The organism is Mesorhizobium sp. M0208 (assembly GCF_040322015.1).
Taxonomy (GTDB): domain Bacteria; phylum Pseudomonadota; class Alphaproteobacteria; order Rhizobiales; family Rhizobiaceae; genus Mesorhizobium.
The window spans coordinates 83,736-101,990 of sequence record NZ_JAMYSP010000023.1; the positions used below are offsets into that span (position 1 = coordinate 83,736).

17 protein-coding genes, 1 pseudogene and 1 riboswitch are annotated in these 18,255 nt (G+C 63.3%); of the genes and pseudogenes, 4 read left to right on the forward strand and 14 right to left on the reverse strand.

What is annotated here, in order from left to right:
- Positions 1-99: 99 nt before the first annotated feature.
- Complete coding sequence (locus NKJ17_RS22125) at positions 100-1,065, reverse strand: RgsD C-terminal domain-containing protein (RefSeq protein ID WP_352508766.1); 966 nt, start codon at positions 1,063-1,065, stop codon at positions 100-102.
- A gap of 156 nt (positions 1,066-1,221) precedes the next feature.
- On the opposite strand from NKJ17_RS22125, the gene NKJ17_RS22130 reads away from it, so the two are divergent.
- Complete coding sequence (locus NKJ17_RS22130) at positions 1,222-1,806, forward strand: nitroreductase family protein (RefSeq protein WP_352508748.1); 585 nt, start codon at positions 1,222-1,224, stop codon at positions 1,804-1,806.
- Positions 1,807-1,824: 18 nt separating this feature from the next.
- Here the strand turns inward: NKJ17_RS22130 and NKJ17_RS22135 are convergent, their stop codons facing one another.
- Together NKJ17_RS22135 and NKJ17_RS22140 are read right to left on the reverse strand one after the other, a co-directional pair.
- Entirely contained in the window at positions 1,825-2,706 is an 882-nt protein-coding gene (locus tag NKJ17_RS22135; protein WP_352508747.1) for an HpcH/HpaI aldolase/citrate lyase family protein, read from the reverse strand.
- Between the two features lie 3 nt (positions 2,707-2,709).
- The gene (locus tag NKJ17_RS22140; protein WP_352508746.1) at positions 2,710-3,159 is read right to left on the reverse strand and encodes a MaoC family dehydratase; all 450 of its coding nucleotides are present in this window, start codon (positions 3,157-3,159) and stop codon (positions 2,710-2,712) included.
- Between the two features lie 152 nt (positions 3,160-3,311).
- On the opposite strand from NKJ17_RS22140, the gene NKJ17_RS22145 reads away from it, so the two are divergent.
- A complete protein-coding gene (locus tag NKJ17_RS22145; RefSeq protein WP_352508745.1) occupies positions 3,312-4,433 on the forward strand; it encodes a DUF2336 domain-containing protein in 1,122 nt (373 codons plus the stop codon).
- 151 nt (positions 4,434-4,584) lie between these two features.
- Here NKJ17_RS22145 and parE read toward each other — a convergent pair whose 3' ends face one another.
- Positions 4,585-6,636: a DNA topoisomerase IV subunit B gene (parE, locus tag NKJ17_RS22150; protein WP_352508744.1), complete on the reverse strand. Its 2,052-nt coding sequence runs from the start codon at positions 6,634-6,636 to the stop codon at positions 4,585-4,587.
- A gap of 274 nt (positions 6,637-6,910) precedes the next feature.
- Here parE and NKJ17_RS22155 point away from each other — a divergent pair, with 274 nt between their 5' ends.
- Positions 6,911-8,080 (forward strand): GGDEF domain-containing protein, encoded by a 1,170-nt coding sequence (locus NKJ17_RS22155; RefSeq protein ID WP_352508743.1) that lies wholly within the window; start codon positions 6,911-6,913, stop codon positions 8,078-8,080.
- A 72-nt stretch (positions 8,081-8,152) separates the two neighbouring features.
- Here the strand turns inward: NKJ17_RS22155 and gcvP are convergent, their stop codons facing one another.
- The 4 genes from gcvP to NKJ17_RS22175 all read right to left on the reverse strand — a co-directional run bounded on the left by gcvP (position 8,153) and on the right by NKJ17_RS22175 (position 13,628).
- A complete protein-coding gene (gcvP, locus tag NKJ17_RS22160; protein ID WP_352689966.1) occupies positions 8,153-10,963 on the reverse strand; it encodes an aminomethyl-transferring glycine dehydrogenase in 2,811 nt (936 codons plus the stop codon).
- A 16-nt stretch (positions 10,964-10,979) separates the two neighbouring features.
- Positions 10,980-11,348: a glycine cleavage system protein GcvH gene (gene gcvH, locus NKJ17_RS22165; RefSeq protein WP_352508741.1), complete on the reverse strand. Its 369-nt coding sequence runs from the start codon at positions 11,346-11,348 to the stop codon at positions 10,980-10,982.
- A gap of 5 nt (positions 11,349-11,353) precedes the next feature.
- Positions 11,354-12,472: a glycine cleavage system aminomethyltransferase GcvT gene (gene gcvT / locus NKJ17_RS22170; protein ID WP_352689967.1), complete on the reverse strand. Its 1,119-nt coding sequence runs from the start codon at positions 12,470-12,472 to the stop codon at positions 11,354-11,356.
- A 148-nt stretch (positions 12,473-12,620) separates the two neighbouring features.
- Positions 12,621-12,707, reverse strand: a riboswitch (glycine riboswitch).
- 93 nt (positions 12,708-12,800) lie between these two features.
- The gene (locus NKJ17_RS22175) at positions 12,801-13,628 is read right to left on the reverse strand and encodes a transporter substrate-binding domain-containing protein (RefSeq protein ID WP_352689968.1); all 828 of its coding nucleotides are present in this window, start codon (positions 13,626-13,628) and stop codon (positions 12,801-12,803) included.
- 86 nt (positions 13,629-13,714) lie between these two features.
- Between NKJ17_RS22175 and NKJ17_RS22180 the strand changes: the two genes are divergently transcribed.
- Positions 13,715-14,317 (forward strand): DUF3011 domain-containing protein, encoded by a 603-nt coding sequence (locus tag NKJ17_RS22180; protein ID WP_352689969.1) that lies wholly within the window; start codon positions 13,715-13,717, stop codon positions 14,315-14,317.
- Positions 14,318-14,444: 127 nt separating this feature from the next.
- On the opposite strand, the gene NKJ17_RS22185 is transcribed toward NKJ17_RS22180, so the two are convergent.
- The 6 genes and pseudogenes from NKJ17_RS22185 to NKJ17_RS22210 all read right to left on the reverse strand — a co-directional run.
- Entirely contained in the window at positions 14,445-15,254 is an 810-nt protein-coding gene (locus tag NKJ17_RS22185; protein WP_254818381.1) for a molybdopterin-binding protein, read from the reverse strand.
- Between the two features lies 1 nt (position 15,255).
- On the reverse strand, positions 15,256-16,137 hold the full coding sequence (locus NKJ17_RS22190) for a cytochrome b/b6 domain-containing protein (protein WP_352689970.1): 882 nt from the start codon (positions 16,135-16,137) through the stop codon (positions 15,256-15,258).
- Positions 16,138-16,241: 104 nt separating this feature from the next.
- Entirely contained in the window at positions 16,242-16,919 is a 678-nt protein-coding gene (locus NKJ17_RS22195; RefSeq protein WP_352689971.1) for a DUF1345 domain-containing protein, read from the reverse strand.
- 5 nt (positions 16,920-16,924) lie between these two features.
- Positions 16,925-17,392, reverse strand: a complete 468-nt coding sequence (locus NKJ17_RS22200; RefSeq protein WP_352479738.1) for a YaiI/YqxD family protein — start codon at positions 17,390-17,392, stop codon at positions 16,925-16,927.
- A 66-nt stretch (positions 17,393-17,458) separates the two neighbouring features.
- Entirely contained in the window at positions 17,459-18,028 is a 570-nt protein-coding gene (gfa, locus tag NKJ17_RS22205; RefSeq protein WP_352508734.1) for an S-(hydroxymethyl)glutathione synthase, read from the reverse strand.
- 68 nt (positions 18,029-18,096) lie between these two features.
- Positions 18,097-18,255 (reverse strand): annotated as a pseudogene (locus NKJ17_RS22210) (S-(hydroxymethyl)glutathione dehydrogenase); the annotation flags it as partial.

The window sequence follows — 18,255 nt, forward strand, 5'->3', positions numbered from 1 at the left end:
AGCGATCCACCGCCATTTTCATATGCCTGTCACGCCGCGCGCCTATCCGGCTATCCGGTTGGCGCGACGCATGCGCAAGGCAGCTTAGAGAGGCAGGGCTTAGTCGGCGCCTTCCTCGGAATCGATGGCCGAAGCCTCTGTGGCCAGAACCTCGATGTCCTGGTTGTGCCCAGCCACCACCGTAAAATCCTTCTGGTAGATGCGGTCGCGGTTCTTGGCGATGATGGTGTAGTCGCCCTCGGCCAGCACCATCGAGGCAAAGGCACCGACGGTTTCCTTGATCGGATCGCCGGATTCGTTCAGCAGCGACCAGGAGGTGTCGGCGATCGCCTCGCCGCCCGGTTCGCGCACCAGCTTCATGGTCATCTCGGCCGCACGGTGCTCGACGGTCGCTTCAGTCAGCTTGCCGGCCTCGACGCGGATGTCGGAGCGGATGACCGCGTTCACAGCGCCATAGGTCGAAACAACGTGGTAGGTGCCGGCATTGAGCCGCACGACGCTGTTCGGCTCGACATCGGGTATGATCAGGGCGCGATCGCCGTCGGCCGCGGCGTGGCTCTCATAGATCGAGAAGCGCAGCTTCTTCGGCGGTATGCGCACCCCACCGGACAGCACGGCATCGAGCTTGAGGCCGCCGGCATCGAGCACGAGGCTCTCGCGCTTGGCTTCCTTGCCGACGGTGATGCGCTTGGTGGCGCCGGCCCGCCCGTAGGAGGCGTGGACCAGATAGGAACCCGGCTCGAGCTGGAATACGGCGGTACCGCCATGAGCGGAGGCGACCATCGGCAACTTGCCGTCGCTGGCCGATTCGGGCTTGAAGACGCGCCAGACGATGCCGCGCGTGATGTCGGCGCCCTTGTCTGTCAATTGCGCCGACAGCGTGATTGCCCCGCTGCTCCCCAACACCAGCGATGTCTCGCTTTTCGGAGGCGCATAGCCCGAAATTCCGGGAAGTTCCAGTTCGCCGAGGCCGTCCACATCCTGGGCGACGGCGAGCGAAACCGGCACCATCAACAGTGCGGCAGCGAGCCATATCAGGAAAAGACGCAATGTCCCCTCAAACATGCCTTGCGTTGAAGCCCAAGGCGGTGGCAATTTCAAGGCTTAAGAGTCCGGTCGGCTTCTGCTACAGGGCTCTTTGTCCGGCGCGCTGCGCCAATGCCCAAGCCGCCCGATGTCCCGATGGTGCGCTTCAGCTCAAATTCCAGGAGACTTGCGCCCATGGCGTCGCCGATCATCGATTTTCTGCTGACCCGAAATTCCGCGCCGATCCCAGATTTGAAAGAGCCGGCACCGGGCGATACGGAGATCGCGACGATGATCGCCGCCGCCTCGCGGGTGCCGGACCACGGCCGGCTGGAGCCCTGGCGTTTCATCCTCTATCGCGGCGAGTCTCGCATCGAGATCGGCAAGAAGCTGGCGGCACTTGCCGAGCAGCGTGAAGGACCGCTGCCGGAAGGCCGCCGCAACCAGGAATTGGCGCGCTTTTCGCGGGCGCCGCTGGTTATCGGCGTGATCTCGATCCCCAGGGAAAATCCAAAGATCCCGCAATGGGAGATGTTCCTGTCCGGCGGCATGGCGGCGATGAACCTGATGCTTGCCGCCAATGCGCTGGGCTACGGCACCAACATGATCAGTAACTGGTATTCCGACGTGCCCGAGGGCAGGGCGATCCTTGGCCTGGCGCCGCATGAACGGGTCGTCGGTTTTGTCCATATCGGCTCCTACCAGGGGCCGGCACCGGAGCGGCCACGGCCCGATCCCGCAAAGCTCTCTGCCGATTATTCAGGGCCGTGGCTGGGATAATTTCGGCGCGGAACAGACCTAAGCGCCAAGCCCAGCTACCCTGGCCCGCGCCAGGAGCCGCTCGGCCAGTTTTAGATGCGGCCGGTCGTACATCTTGCCGTCGATTCCGACGACGCCGGGGTTTCCCGCCGCCTTAAATGCCTCGACGATCGCCAGGGCGCTTTTCACCGCTTGCGCCGAAGGCGTGAAGGCGGCGTTGATGACCGGCACCTGCGCCGGATGGATCGCCATCTTGCCGGTGAAACCGTCGCGCTCGGCCTCGGCGCATTCGGCCTCGAAGCCCGCCATGTCGCGAAAGTCCGGAAAGACGGTGTCGATTGCCGCGACTTCCGCGGCACTTGCGGTAAGCATGGTCATGGTGCGGGCGAGGCGGAACACATCCGTGTAGCGGCCATTCGCGTCGCGCGTCGCGCGCGCGCCGATCGCCGCCGACAAATCTTCCGCCCCCCAGGTGACGCCGACAAGCCGCGCGCTTGCACGGGCGTAGGTCGCTGCGGCCAAGACGCCTGCGGCCGTTTCTGTGATGATCGGCAGGATCTTTATAGCTCCATCCGGCAGGCCGCTTTCAGCTTCGTGCACCCTGAGCTTGGCCGAGAGATGCTGGACATCCAGTCCGCTGTTCGACTTAGGCAGCATGATGCCGTCTGGTTTTGCCGGCACGAGCGCCGCCAGATCGTCGTCGGTCAGTCCGGTCGAAAGATCGTTGACGCGCACATAGATCACGGAGCTGGTTCGGTGCCTGTGCCCGGCGATGAAACGCGCCGCTGTGTCGCGCGCCAGATCCTTGTTCTGCGCGGCAATCGAATCCTCGAGGTCGACGATGACCATGTCGGCGCCCACGCCAAAGCCCTTCTCCAGCTTTTTTTCCGAGTCGCCGGGGACGAAGAGCAGAGAACGCATCGGCTACGCCTTTTTCATCATCATGGCTTGCCTCGTGCATTTGGCAACCAGCATGTCGTTCTGGTTATAGGCGCGATGCTCGAACTCGACGATACCGCGGTCCGGTTTGGACCTGGAGTCGCGCACCGAAACCACCGTGGTCTCGACGCGAATGGTGTCGCCGTGGAAGACGGGGTGCGGAAACACTGTCTCCTTCATGCCGAGATTGGCGATGGTGGTGCCGACGGTGATGTCGTTGACCGAGATGCCGATCATCAGGCCAAGCGTGAACAGCGAATTGACCAGCGGCTTGCCCCATTCGCTCTTCGCCGCGAAGTCGAAATCGATGTGCAGCGGCTGCGGGTTCAGCGTCATCACCGAAAACAGCATATTGTCGCTTTCGGTCACGGTCTTGCGCAGCGTGTGCTTGAACACATGGCCGACAGCGAACTCCTCAAGATAAAGCCCGGCCATGGTCGATCTCCTCTGCTGCTTAAGGGTTGATAGGCGTTGCGTACCGGGCTCGCAAGCCAGTTAACGAACATGGTGAACCGTTCGTAAACCATTTGTGCCTACGGTCGCGACAGGGGCCAGAAGCGTTCTGGCAAAGGGCGTAAGCAGGCGACATGGTCGTTTCGCATTTCCTGAAATGGATCCACACGGCGAAGGTGTCGGAGCGCGTTGCAGCGGCAAGCGCACTTGCTCGCGCCTATGTCGATTCGGACCTGCCTTTCGAGGACCGCTGCGCTGCTGAGGCGGCGCTGACATTGCTGCTCGATGACGCATCCTCGAAGGTGCGACTGGCGATCGCCGACGCGCTTTCCATGAGCCATCATGCGCCGCCGCAGATCGTCAGCGCGCTGGCGTCGGACCAGCCGGAAGTCGCAGCCCTGGTGCTGGCGCGGTCGCCGCTGCTTACTGATGCCGACCTGATCGATCGGGTTGCCGGCGGCCAGAAAGCGACGCAGAGGGTGATCGCCGACCGGCCGCGCGTGTCGATGTCGGTTGCGGCGGCAATCGCCGAGATCGGCGAGCCGGAGGCCTGCATCACGCTGCTCGCCAACAGCGGCGCCGACATCGCATCGATCAGCTTTCGGCGCATGGCCGAGCGGCATGGCCATCTGCCTCTGGTGCGCGAGGCGCTGATTGCCGATGCGCGCCTGCCCGCCGATTGTCGGCATTTGCTGCTGGTCAAAGTGGGCGAGACGCTCAAGGGCTCGCCGCTGGTGCTGGCGCTGATGGGCGCCGCAAGAGCCGAGCGCGTCACGCGCGATGCCTGCGTCAAAGCTTCCGTGACATTGATCGAAGGCACGCGTGCCGAGGAACATACAGCGCTTGTCGAACATCTGCGTCTGCGCGGCGACCTGACCGCAAGCTTCGTCATCCGCACCATCGCGCACGGCAAGGTCGATTTCTTTGGTTCGGCCCTGGTCGCGCTCAGCCAGCAATCCGAACAACGGGTGAGAGCACTGCTGGCCGGCGGCCATGACGTGGCGCTGCAGGCACTGTTCCGCAGCGCCGGGCTTGCCGCCGCCACCCACGCCATCATCCTGCGCGCGCTGAAGGTCTGGCGCGAGGTCGCCAATGGCAAACGCCTCGCCGGCGTGCAGGAAGTCAGCTGGTTGATGCTGAAGGAATTGGGCGGGCAGTCCGCCGCGGGCGATCTCGCCGGGCTGATCAAGTCGATCCATCTCGACGCGTTGCGCGAGAACGCGCGCGGGCACGCGCTGGCGATCGCGGCTGCCTAAAGTGAAGCGGTTTTCCCTCCGGAATTGCTTTAGAACAAAGGAAAGAGCGGTTCGGCGTTTCCGTGAACGCTGAACCGTTCCAGGCCTCGTCCTTCGCGAAAATATCCGGGTAGCAACAACCGCCGTCTGTGGCTCACCTGGCAGAAGACGCTCAGATATCCAGCACTTCCGTCTCGGCGAATTCCGCGCGTTCCTGGATGAAGCGGAAACGGGCCTCGGGCTTGGTGCCCATCAGTGCGTCGACAGCATCCTTGGTCGCCGCCTCGGCGTCGATCACATCGACCCTGAGCAGCGTGCGCTTTCTCGGGTCCATGGTGGTTTCCTTGAGCTGGGCGGCCATCATTTCGCCCAGCCCCTTGAAGCGGCCGATTTCGACCTTGCCGCGCCCGGTGAATTCGGTGCGCAGGAGTTCGTCCTTATGCGCGTCGTTGCGGGCATAGCCGACCTTGCCGCCTTGGCGGATCGAATAAAGCGGCGGCACCGCCAGGTAGAGATGGCCGCCGCGGACCAGGTTTGGCATCTCCTGGTAGAAAAAGGTGATCAGCAGCGAGGCGATATGGGCGCCGTCGACATCGGCATCGGTCATGATGATGACCCGGTCGTAACGCAGGTCCTCGTCGCGGTATTTCGAGCGCGTGCCACAGCCCAAGGCCTGGATCAGGTCGGATATCTGCTGGTTGCCGGCAAGCTTGTCGCTGCCGGCACTGGCGACGTTGAGGATCTTGCCGCGCAGCGGCAGCACCGCCTGGCTGGCGCGGTCGCGCGCCTGCTTTGCCGAACCGCCGGCCGAATCGCCCTCGACGATGAAGAGCTCGGCGCCGGCGGCGGCATTCTGTGTGCAGTCGGCGAGCTTGCCGGGCAGGCGCAGCTTGCGCACCGCACTCTTGCGCGACACTTCCTTTTCCTGGCGGCGGCGCACCCGTTCGTCGGCGCGCGCGATCACCCATTCGAGCAGTTTCGAGGCCTCCTGCGGATTGTCCGCCAGCCAGTGGTCGAACGGGTCGCGGATGGCGGTTTCGACGATGCGGATCGCCTCGATCGTCGCCAGCCTGTCCTTGGTCTGGCCGACGAATTCCGGTTCGCGGATGAACACCGACAGCATGCCCGCCGCCGAGATCATCACATCCTCGGAAGTGACGATCGAGGCGCGCTTGTTGCCGACCAGATCGGCGTAGGCGCGCAAGCCGCGCGTCAGCACGTTGCGGAAGCCGGCCTCATGCGTGCCGCCTTCGGCGGTCGGAATGGTGTTGCAATAGGAATTGATAAAACCGTCGCCGCCGAACCAGGTCACGGCCCATTCGAGCGAGCCGTGACCGCCCTGCTTCTCGCTCTTGCCGGCGAACATTTCACGGGTCACCTGGAATTCGTCGCCGAGCGAGGCTTTCAGATAGTCCTTGAGGCCGCCCGGAAAATGGAATTCTGCCTTGGCCGGCGTCGTGTCCTTTTCCTTGATCAGCGAGGGATCGCAGGTCCAGCGGATTTCGACGCCGCCGAACAGATAGGCCTTTGACCGCGCCATGCGGTAGAGCCGCGCCGGCTCGAAAGCAGCACCCTTGCCGAAAATCTGCTCGTCTGGATGGAAGCGGATCTTCGTGCCGCGCCGGTTATGCACGTCGCCGAGCTGCTCAAGGCCGGTCACCGGAACGCCTCGTGAGAAGCGCTGGCGATAGAGCTTGCGCCCAATCGCGACCTCGACCTCGAGATGGTCGGACAGCGCGTTGACGACGGAAACGCCGACACCGTGCAGGCCGCCGGACGTCTCGTAAACCTTACTGTCGAACTTGCCGCCTGAATGCAGCGTCGTCATGATGAGTTCGAGCGCCGGCTTCTTGAATTTCGGGTGCGGATCGACCGGAATGCCGCGGCCGTTGTCGGTGACTGACAGGTATCCGTCGGCGGAAAGCTCGACATCGATGAAGGTCGCATGGCCGGCGACCGCCTCGTCCATCGAATTGTCGATGACCTCGGCAAACAGATGGTGCATCGCCTTGTCGTCGGTGCCGCCAATGTACATGCCCGGGCGGCGGCGCACCGGCTCCAGCCCCTCCAGCACCTCGATGTCGGCGGCACTGTAACTCTCGCTGGCGTCGCGGGGCGCCGGCCGCTTCGCCGCCTGCACCAGCGGATCGGCCGGGCGCGCGGCGGCGCGAGCAGGCTGAGGCTGCTTGTCCAATTTGGCGAAAAGATCGTTGTTGTCGTCCATGCCGGTCCTGGATTCCGATGCTGCGAATCACCACCCGATACTGCCACGCTTTTCGCGGGCAGGCGACGGAGGTTCCTGTTACGTTCGAGGATAGAGCCTCTTACTGCAAAACCATTCGACAGCCAAGCGGCGGAAATGGGGTCGAAGCTTGGAGCATCGACGCTTTGTAAACCTTGTCCGAAGGTTACGCCGGAAGACTGGCTGAAAAAACGGTATTTGCGGACTGTCGCTGACCTAGAATGCAGCGGAACGCTCACGAGGCTGTCGCTTACGCATGTTGGATTACAGTTCGCTCCTGCTCGCGGCGGCGCTGTCGGGCACGTGCCTTAGCATCACAATGTTTGCGATCTGGTTCACCGCGCCACAGGCACGCTTTGTGCTGACGGTGGCGTGCGGCATTCTCGTGCTCGTCGCACATGTGGTGCTGTTCTGGCATTACACCAGGGATCCAAGCGCCTGGCTCTGCCAGATCGTGCTTGCGCTTCTCAGCCTCGGTTTCCTGATTATCTGCCTGTCGGCCATGCAATATCTCGGCATAGGCGATTACAGGCGCGCCATCTTGCCGACCTTGGTTGCGACGGCTGTTTGCGCGGGCGCGACGTATCTCGGGTTTGATGGTGTCGGCTTCATCGTCACCTACGCGACGGTAACGGCGCTGCTCTCGCTCATCGGGGTGATGTTCTGGATTGAGGGTGGTCACGATCGCCGGATATTGCTGGTCGTCTCGTTCCTGAGCGGCGTCTGTGCGCTGTCGTTCGGACTTTGCGGCGCGGTCCTGCTGGTCAAGGGGCAATGGGTGCTGGGTGTTGCGCCCGACAATTGGGCCGAGCGGGTGAATTCCGTCGTAGCCGTCGCCTGCATGACCGGGCTCGGCGCATTGACGCTCTCCCTGCACCATTTGCAGGCGCAGATCGAATTGAAGGCCGAGACGATGACCGATCCATTGACCGGGCTGATGAACCGGCGGGCGTTGACGGCACTCTACGGCGAGCGGGTCTTCGGCCCGTTCATGTCCGTCGCCATGTTCGACCTCGACCATTTCAAGAGAACGAACGACGTTTTCGGTCATCCGGTCGGCGACCAGGTTCTGCGCCGCTTTGCCGCTGTCATCAGGAAATACGCCAGGACCGGCGTCGACGCGTTCCGGTTGGGCGGCGAGGAGTTCGTGCTCGTCATGTCGCGGATGACGGAAGAGAAGGCCTATGACATTGCGAGCAAGATCAGCGTCGCCTTCGGCACAGAAGTCGTGGCCACACAACTTGGTCCGTTGCGAAGCACAGTCAGCGGCGGCATCGGCTTTGGCGGAACAAACGGCACCGGTCTCGACGATGTGCTGGCCGAAGCCGACGCAGCACTCTATGCGGCAAAGCGCGCCGGGCGAAATCGCGTCGTCGTTCGGGACCGGGCGAGCAAGGCCGACGGGCCGGCCTTGCGTTCTGCCTGATTGGGGTTTCTATCTTCTTGTTAGACCCATGATCTTGTCGGAAAACCGGATTCCACTTTTCGGAATCATGATCTATTCCGCCGCACCCAGATATTCCGACAGCGGCGGGCAGGAGCAGACAAGGTTGCGGTCGCCGGCGACATTGTCGATGCGTGACACCGGCGGCCAGTATTTTGCTGCCGTATCGGCATCGCCGGCGGGGTAGGCCGCCTCCAGACGCGAATAGGGATGTGTCCACTGGCCGGCCAATGCCTCGGCGGCGGTGTGCGGAGCGTTGACCAGAGGATTGTCGGCCAACGGCCATTCGCCCTTCGCCACCTTGGCTGCCTCGCCGGCTATGGCGATCATCGCTTCGCAGAAACGATCCAACTCGCGCTTGGGCTCGGATTCGGTCGGCTCCACCATCAGCGTGCCAGCGACCGGGAACGACATGGTCGGCGCGTGGAAGCCATAGTCGATCAGCCGCTTGGCGATATCGTCGACGCTGATGCCGGCGCTGTCCTTGAGCACGCGGGTGTCGAGGATGCATTCATGCGCGACGCGTCCGTTGCGCCCCTTGTAAAGCAGGGGGAAATGCTCGCCAAGCCGCGTCGACACATAGTTGGCGGAGATGATCGCCGTCTCGGTCGCCTGCTTCAGGCCGGAAGCGCCCATCATGCGAATATACATCCAGGTGATCGGCAGGATCGAGGCGCTGCCGAACGGTGCCGCCGCCACGGCATGGACCGAGCCTTCGGTGACGTGGCCGGGCAGATGCGGCTTCAGATGCGCCTTGACGCCGATCGGGCCGACGCCGGGGCCGCCGCCGCCATGCGGGATGCAGAAGGTCTTGTGCAGGTTCATGTGGCAGACGTCGGCGCCGATATCGCCGGGACGGGCGAGGCCGACCAGCGCGTTGAGGTTGGCGCCGTCGAAATAGACCTGGCCGCCATGGCTGTGGACGAGGGCGCAAAGGTCGCGCGCGCCTTCCTCGAAGACGCCATGCGTCGAGGGATAGGTGAACATCAGCGCCGCGAGATTATGCGCATGCTCGGCCGCCTTGGCCTGCAGGTCGTCCATGTCGATATTGCCGTCCTCGGTGCAGCGCACGACGACGACGCTCATGCCGGCCATGGCCGCACTTGCCGGATTGGTGCCATGCGCCGAGGAGGGGATCAGGCAGACGGTGCGATGGCCTTCGCCGCGTGACAGATGATAGCGGCGAATGGCGAGCAGCCCGGCATATTCGCCCTGGCTGCCAGCATTGGGCTGCAGGGTCACCGCGTCGAAGCCGGTGATCTCCGCCAGCCAGCCTTCCAGCTCGTCGATCATGGCGCGATAGCCTATCGAATGGTTTGCCGGGGCGAAGGGATGCAGGTTGGCGACATCAGGCCAGCTCACCGGCATCATTTCGGCGGCGGCGTTGAGCTTCATGGTGCAGGAGCCGAGCGGGATCATGGCGCGGTCAAGCGCCAGGTCCTTGTCGGCCAGCCGGCGCAGGAAGCGCATCATGTCGGTTTCCGAGTGGTTTTCGCGGAAGACGGGCTGGGTGAGGAACTCCTTGCCGCGCGGTTTTCCGGGCGTGGAACTGCCGGCGGCAACGCCGGCCTTAGCGCCGAAAAGTGCTGCGATCGCCTCCAGATCGGCTTCGGTGGAGGTCTCGTCGAAGCTGATGCCGACATGGTCGGCGTCGATGACGCGCAGCAGGCGGCCCGTCTTTTCTGCGGCGGCGGCAATCGCGCCGGCTCTGCCCTTCACTTCCGCAGTCACCGTGTCGAAGCGGCTTTCGCCGATCACCGAAACGCCCGCTGCCTTGAGGCCGACGGCCAGGCAGTTGGCCAGCGTGTGGACGCGGCCGGCAATCGCCTGCAGCCCGGCAGGGCCATGCCAGATCGCGTAGGCCGTCGCCATATTGGCGAGCAACGCCTGTGCGGTGCAGATGTTGGAGGTCGCCTTGTCGCGGCGGATATGCTGTTCGCGTGTCTGCAAAGCCAGGCGATAACCGGGACGGCCCTTGCTATCCGTCGACTGGCCAACAAGCCGGCCGGGCATCAGCCGCGTCAGCCTGTCGGAGACGGCGCAATAGGCGGCGTGCGGCCCGCCAAAGCCCATCGGCACGCCAAAACGCTGCATCGGGCCGACGGCGATGTCGGCGCCAAGCCTGGCCGGCGCATCGGTCAGCGTCAAGCCAAGCGGGTCGGCGATGAAGACGACCAGCGCGCCGGCGGCACGGGCCTTGTCGATCGCTGCCTTGTGATTGCCGTAGACGCCGAATGTATCGGGCCAGGAGACCAGCAGGGCGGCGGTGTTGTCGTCGATCACCTCGCCGTCCACCTCGATGCCGAGGGGCTCGGCGCGGGTGCGCACGACGTCCAGCGTCTGCGGGTGCGGCGTGCCGGCCAGTGCCACCTTGGTGCGCTTGTCGCGATGATGGCGCAGCGCAATGCCGACCGCTTCGGCCACCGCCGTCGCCTCGTCGAGCAGCGAGGCCGATGCCACCGGCAGGCCGGTCAATTCTGTCACCAGCGTCTGGAAGTTGAACAGCATTTCCAGCCGGCCCTGGCTGATCTCGGCCTGGTAAGGCGTGTAGGCGGTATACCAGGCCGGGTTCTCGAACAGGTTGCGCTGGATCACCGGCGGCACATGGACGCCATGATAGCCGGCACCGATAAAGCTCTTCAGCACCGTGTTCTTTGCCATCGTCGCCGCGAGCTCGGCCAGCGCTTCCGCTTCGCTTGCGGGGGCGGGCAGGGCCAGCGGCCGGTCGAGCCGGATCGACTTCGGCACTGCCTGACTGATCAGGGTCTCGACCGAAGGGACGCCGATCGTCGCCAGCATGGCTCTGACGTCATGGAGGCCCGGGCCGATATGGCGAGCCGAGAAGGGGTAGGGTGCTGCGGTCATCTTCCTGGTCCTGCTATCAACCAATATGGGCTTTGTAAGCGGCTTCATCGAGGAGCCCATCGAGCTGGCTCTCATTGGCCAGCTTCATCTTCCACAGCCAGCCGTCGCCGGTTGCCGCCGAATTGACGAGCGAAGGATCGGCCGACAGCGCGGTATTGGCCTCGGTGATCTCGCCGTCGACCGGCGCGTAGACATCCGATGCGGCCTTGACCGATTCGACCACCACGGCGGTGTCGCCCTTGGCTAGCTTTCTGCCCAATTCCGGCAGCTCGACAAAGACGAGGTCGCCGAGCTGCTGCTGTGCGTAGTCGGTGATGCCGACCGTGGCGACGCCGCCCTCGACGCGAAGCCATTCGTGATCTTCGGTGAAATAGGTCTTTGCCATTGAAATCATCCTTTGCGGTAGCGATGGGGCGTGAAGGGCAAGGGGTGGATGTCGACCGGGATTTTCGTCCCGCGGACATCGGCGAACAGTTTTGCGCCGGATTTGGCAAGCGGCGTCTGGACGTAGCCCATGGCGACCGGATGACCGGCCGAGGGGCCGAAGCCGCCAGAGGTGACATGGCCGGCAGGGTTGCCGTCGGCATCGAAAAGGGCAGCACCGGCGCGCACCGGCTGGCGGCCTTCCGGCTTCAGGCCGACGCGTTTTTGCGCTGGACCACGCTCCAGGATGGCACGCAGCGCATCGGCGCCGATGAAGGCGCCCGAGGCGCGAACCTCCTTGGGGATGGCCCACATCAGCCCGGCGCTGGCCGGATCGATCTCCGGCGTGATGTCCAGCCCGTGCAGGCACAGTCCGGCTTCAAGCCGCAGGCTGTCGCGGGCGGCAAGGCCGACCCACATCACCCGCTCGTCCTCGAGCAGCCTGGCGACGAGGTTTCTTGCATCCGCTTCCGGCAGGCCGATCTCGAAGCCGTCTTCGCCGGTATAGCCGGACCGGCTCATGAACCATTTTTCGCGCGGCTCGATACCGTGCATGAACACCAGCGAACCCGTCTCGATGCCGGCGCGGGAAAGGGCAGCCCATGCTTCGGGGCCCTGGATGGCAAGGAAGACGCGGTCGAGTGCGTCCACCTTCACGTCGAAATCGCCCTCTGCTTCGAAATTTTTGGCCAATGCGCGCAGATGCTTTTCGTCGGCGGCGGCATTGCCGGCATTGGCGACCATCATGAAGCGCTCGGCGCCAAGCCTGGTGACGATCAGATCGTCCAGAATGCCGGCGGCCTCGTTGAGGAAGAACGTATATTTGGACAGGGAAACCTCAAGCGCGCCGGCATCGAACGGGCAGGCGCGGTTCAGAAGCGCTGCTGCCCCCGAACCGCTGATTTCGAACAGCTTCATGTGCGAGATGTCGAACAGGCCGGCATGCTCGCGGCTGTGCAGATGCTCTTTCATCACACCGGCCGGATAGGTCAGCGGCATCGACCAGCCGGCGAAGGCGCCAAAGCGCGCACCGCCTGCCACATGCAGATCTTCGAGGGGAAGGTGTTTGGTGTCGTCGCCCGTCATGTCATCTCCAGAGTCGCACGCAAGCGGCCGCGAATGGCGACCAGTCCGTGCCCCTCTGTCTGAAGCCTGAGAGACTCGCGCCCCGTAACTCTGTCGGCAGCGCTTACACCTTCGGCGCGGGGGCAAGCCCCGACTTTCCAGAGTGTCTTTCCCGTCTACGGTTCTTTTGCCTGAGAGATTTCGGGCGATTTCCCCTTCGGCGGCAGCTCTCGCTGCTCTCTCCCGCAAACAGGTAGGACTCGGTCAGGAGCCCTCGACTCGTCATCCATAGCCCGTGGACGACACCTTGTCACCTGCCAGCGACATTTTTACTGGACAGGTCGCGACCCTATTGTTTTGCGGGCTCGGGCTTGGCTGTCTCGAAGCGCGACATCCATTTGAAGCTGCCGAACCAGTAGCGGCGAACGCCGCCTATGGTGCCGTCGGCGGTGCGCGCGCCGATCCAGTTGTTGACGTATTGGATGAGGCGGACATCGTCCGGCCGCATCGCAAACGCTTCCGGCGTCCGCAACAGCGGGCCGCCCACCAGCTTGAGCTTGGCGTCATAAAGCCTGGCGGCCATTTGCGGCGTCGGCGATGTCGCCACCATCGCCTGTGCTTGCCCGCTGATGACGGCGGCGAAAACATCGGCCGCATTGTCGAATGACACGATGGCCGCTTTCGGGAATGCTTCCCTCGCGGCGGCTTCGTCCGTCGAGTTGGAGAGCACGGCGATCTTGTAGCCCGGCGCCGCCAGTACCTTGCCCGGCCTTTTCCCAAGACTGGCGATCGTCGCCACCATTCGGATATCGGCGGTACCGGTCTGGTCGGAGAACACCACCTCGCGTGCGCGTTCCGGCGTGCTGGCGTAGCCCGCCGCGATCATGTCGAAATCACCCTTGAGCAATCGCGTCTTGAGGTCGTTCCATGGCACCTCGACCAGCTTCAGGTCGACGCCGAGATCGGACGCCAGCGCACTGGTCAGGTCGACATCATAGCCGGCGAACTTCCCGTCGGCCTTCTTGAGGATCCATGGCGGGTTGAGCGCGACGCCGACTGTCAGTGTCTTCTGATCGATGATGCGCTTGAGGCTGTCGTCCGCCCGGGCTGGCAGCAGCGACAAAGCCAACCATGCAGAAAGGGCAAGTATAATAGTGGCGATAATCTTAGCGCGCATTAATATAACCTCACTGAGCCCGTCCGGTTGTCAGACTTACACAGAGGTGCCATTCTGTCGATAGCGGACCCTGATGGAGAGTTGCAATGTCGGCACGGATGGCGGTTACCGGTTCGATGATGTTCCTGGGTTGCATCCTGGGCAACCCGGCGAAGCTTTCGTTGCTGCCGGCGGCAGCGCAGGCTGCGGGGGCAAAACGCGTGGTCTGCTCCAGCGCCGATTACCGTTATTCCTATTGCGGGGTCGATACGCGACGTGGCGTGCAGTTGACCTCCCGTCTATCGAAGGCACGTTGCGTATACGGTAGAAGCTGGGGCTATGACGGCGGCGGCATCTGGGTCGACAATGGTTGCTCGGCCGAATTCGCAGTCGCCGGCCCCGACCGTAACCCCTCTGCTGGCGACCTCGCCGCAGCCATTATCGTCGGCGGCGTGGTAGGCGCCATTCTCGACAACAGCAATTCGCATCGCCATCATTCCGATAATTACTATCCGAAGCCGCGCCCGCGCCGTTACGACCAATCGATCGATCCGACGCCGCAATTCGACAATCAGGGCAATCCCAACTTCGATACCCACGGCAACTACCAAGGACCGCACGGGCTTGGGAAGCTCGTCACCCCGGACGATAATCCCGACCTGAATCCGGCCCTGCGGAGCGACGGCGACGACGGCGACGACGACAGTTAATGCATGTCGCGCAAAAGTGCGCAGCGGTTTTGCGACAACGACATGCATGAAAAGAAGAGCCTACAGCGCGTCGCATGAGGCCGATCGAACGCGGCGCGCTCTAGGTGAAACTGAGATCAGGTTTCAGTCAGATGCCGCCGTACCAGTCGTAGCCATTGTCCTCCCAATAGCCGCCTCTGCCGCCGCCGATATTGGCGAAGCCGTCGACCAGCTCGATCTTGTAGAGGTATTTCGGCATCTTGTAGCCGAGCTGGCGCTCGACGCGGACGCGCAGCGGCGCGCCGTTCTCGACCGGCAACGGCTTGCCGTTGAGGCCATAGGCAAGGATCGTCTGCGGATGACGGGCATCGATCAGGTCAATCGAGCCGTAATATTTGATATCGCCGGCAAGGCTGCGGTCGATCGTATCGAGGCAGTGGAACATGACATAGCGCGCCTGCGGCTTGACCACGGCCTGGTCGAGCACCAGCGACAGCGGCGTGCCGGTCCATTTGGCAATGCAACTCCAGCCTTCGACGCAGTCGTGGCGGGTGATCTGGGTGCGGCTCGGCATGTTCATCAGCTGCTCGCGGGTCAGCGACAGCGGCTTTTCGACAAGGCCGGAAACCTCCAGCCGCCAGTCGGCGAAATCGCTGGCGAGCAGGCCCTTGTAGAAATCGTCGTCGGGTGCGGTGACGCCGTTCGGCCGCTGCGGCTGGCGAATGTCGGCCTCGGTGAATTCCGGCGCCAGCGCATCAGCGCCGGCAAGCAGTCGCTGCGCCCGCCAGGTCAGGCCATTGGCGCTTTCGAGGAAGCTGCGCAGGCTGTCGCCGACGCCAAGCTGGCTGTCGAAGGCGTCGCAGCCCGACAGCATGATGCCGGAAAGGCCGAGGCTGGCCGAGGTCAGGAACTTTCTTCGGCTTATCTGTAGCTTGGGGCTGATCTCGAATTTCGCCATGTCAGGCACTCCTCTCTGGCGCATTGTCGGCATGCGCCGGCGGGTCGGTTCGATACCAGCCGGTGATGATTGAGCGCAGCTCGTTGATCGGACCGGCGGCCAGGATCATCAGGATGTGGATAATGAAGAAGGCGACGAGCAGCAGCATCACCGTGAAATGAATGGTGCGCGCCGTCTGTCGGCCGCCGAGCAAATCGTTCAGGAACGGCAGGACCGAATCCATGCTCGGCGACATGGCAAGGCCGGTGATGATCATCAGCGGCAGCAGCACGAACAGCACGCCGCCATAAGCCATCTTCTGCAAGGTGTTGTATTCGCGCCTGTGGTGAAACCTGAACCTGGCGTGGTCGACAATGTCTTGCGGCAGCCGCCTGATGTCATCGAGGCGCGGGGCAAGATCGCGGCGCAAATGGCCGTTGATGAGGCTGGCGACCAGCCAGACCAGCAGCGTGGTGGTCAGCACCCAGGCAAAGAAGAAATGAACGACGCGCGCGGTGCCGAGATCGTAATAGGAAGGGATCGTCGCCCAGGACGGGAAAGCCCGGGAAGTCTCCTGGCCGGCCGGACCCGACCAGCCGAGCACGCCGGTGGTATCGAAGCGCTTGCCGAAGATTTCGGTATAGCCGCGCGGGCCAGCCGCGGTATTCTCGGCGCCGATGGCGAAGATGGTGTTGTTGTAGCCAAAGCCCGACTCCTTGCCGATGTAGAGCTGCGGGCGGGCGTTGAAGATCTGCAGGCCGGAAAGCAGCATGAAGAACAGCGCGATCGCCCATAGCCAATGCGTCAGCCGCGTCCAGCGTGACTGGCGATAGATCAGTGTCGCATCCGTCGAAGCAGCGCTATCTGCTCCGGTGCTGGCTTCGCCTCTGGCAACTGATTCCATATCTTCCGTGCCTCCCTGCCAAGCGGTTCCACATGGCCTGTCAGATCTCTTCTCCTCCCAATACGTCGCCAGCCTACGCGATGTTTCACCCGATCACGGATTTATTACGGACTGCCAAGGCTGACGGCGAGGTTGACCGCGGCTGCCACGATGACCGTGTTGAAGAAGAACGACAGGATCGAATGCACAAGCACGACACGGCGCATTTGCGAGGTCGTGATGTTGGTGTCGGCGGTTTGCGCCGTCATTCCGATCACCGTGGCGAAATAGAGGAAATCCGAGCCTTCCGGCCGTTTGCCTCCGGGGAAGTCGAGGCCGCCGACCGGAATCCTCTTTGTGGTGTCGCCATCCATCGCGTCGCCGTCCATCCAGTAGAGATGCGCGTAGTGAAGTGCGGCCATGGCATGGATGGTCAACCAGCCAAGCGGGATGGACAGCAGCGCCACCGTAAGCTCGACGGCGTCCGCGCTCTTCTCCCTGTTGATCAATTGAAACAACGAAATGATGGCAATAGCGACCACAACCAGAGTGACCGCGAAGATCGCCAGTACCGGCAGGTCCGTGTCGCCTGCATTCTTGCGCAGATAGCTGCCGGTAAGCCGTGGCATGTGGGCGATGACAAGAACGAGATAGGCGGCAAAGAACACGTTGGCGCCGATCGAATAGGCGAGCGGCGCACGCCAGATCAGCGCTGCGCCAAAGGCTGCCACGCCGATGCAGGCCGACACCGCGAACAGCGTGTGGCGTCGCATGGGCATCTTGGTCGTGGTACCGGTCGCCATGGTTTTCAGTCCGCTGGCGCGGATTTCAGCGCTCGCCGTAGGATGCGGTCAAGCTCGCCTAGGAACCGCGAGCGATCCTGCGGCGCGAAGCTCGAATTGTAGCCCTTGCTCTCGCCGGTTTCGCGCAGGTGCTGCTTGAGGTCGCGCATCGCCACCGCCATGCCGATCGTTTCGGGCGTAAACGGGCGTCCGGTCGGACCAAGTACGTGGGCGCCAAGCGCCACCGCGCGCGCGGCAAGCGGGATATCGGCGGTCACCACAATGTCGTTGGACCGGGCATTTTCGACGATCCAGTCGTCGGCGGCATCGGCGCCCTTGGGGACGACGACATTGCGGATCATCGGATCGCGCGACGGACGCAAGCCGCCATTGGAGACGAAGGTGACGACGATGCCGTGCCGCTCGGCGACTTTTTCGACCTCGGCCTTCACCGGGCAAGCGTCGGCGTCGACGAGAATAGCAGGTGCGGGCATCGTTGTTCCAAATGTGAAAGAGCCGGGCGATGTCGCCCGGCTCGATCGATGGTAGTCGAGCGGCTACTAGGCCGGCAACGCGCCGGATCTCTTCGCCGTCCAGGTGGCGATATAGTCCATCAGCCCAGGATTGAGGCAATCATAAGGTTCGAGCCCGATCGACTTCAGCTGTGATCGGATACCATCCATGCGGCTCGGATCGACACCGGATTCGATGATCGACGAGACAAAGGCGGTGAAGCCCGGCGGCGACCAGCCGTCCTCCTGGAAGCGCTCCGGATGGATGAAGGACAGCCCCTTGAAAGCGTGGTCGCGCTCGACCGGGCCGTGCATGTGGACGCCGCAGCCGGTGCAGGCATGGCGCAGGATCAGCGCGCCCGGATCGACCACCTTCAGCTTGTCGCCGTTTTCGGTCACCGTCACGTCGTTTGTACCGGCAACCGCCACGACCGAGAACAGCGCGCCTTCCGGCTTCCAGCATTTGGTGCAGCCGCAGGCATGGTTATGGGCGATCTGGCCCTTGACCTTCACCTTGACCGGGTTGCTGGTGCAGGCGCAGACCAGCGTGCCGCCGGCAAAGTCGGGCTTTTCCCGGGGCAGCCCATTGTCGATTTTAGGATGCAGTTTTTCCGGCATTTTTGTCTCCTCCCGTGTTGAACATGCATTTTCGGCCGTTGGCTGGTTAGCCGGCGGCTTTCTCCTCCTCAGTAAACCACCACGCTCCTGATCGACTTGCCTTCGTGCATCAGGTCAAAGCCCTTGTTGATGTCCTCGAGCCTCAGCGTGTGGGTGATCATCGGATCGATCTCGATCTTGCCGGCCATGTACCAGTCGACGATCTTCGGCACGTCGGTGCGGCCGCG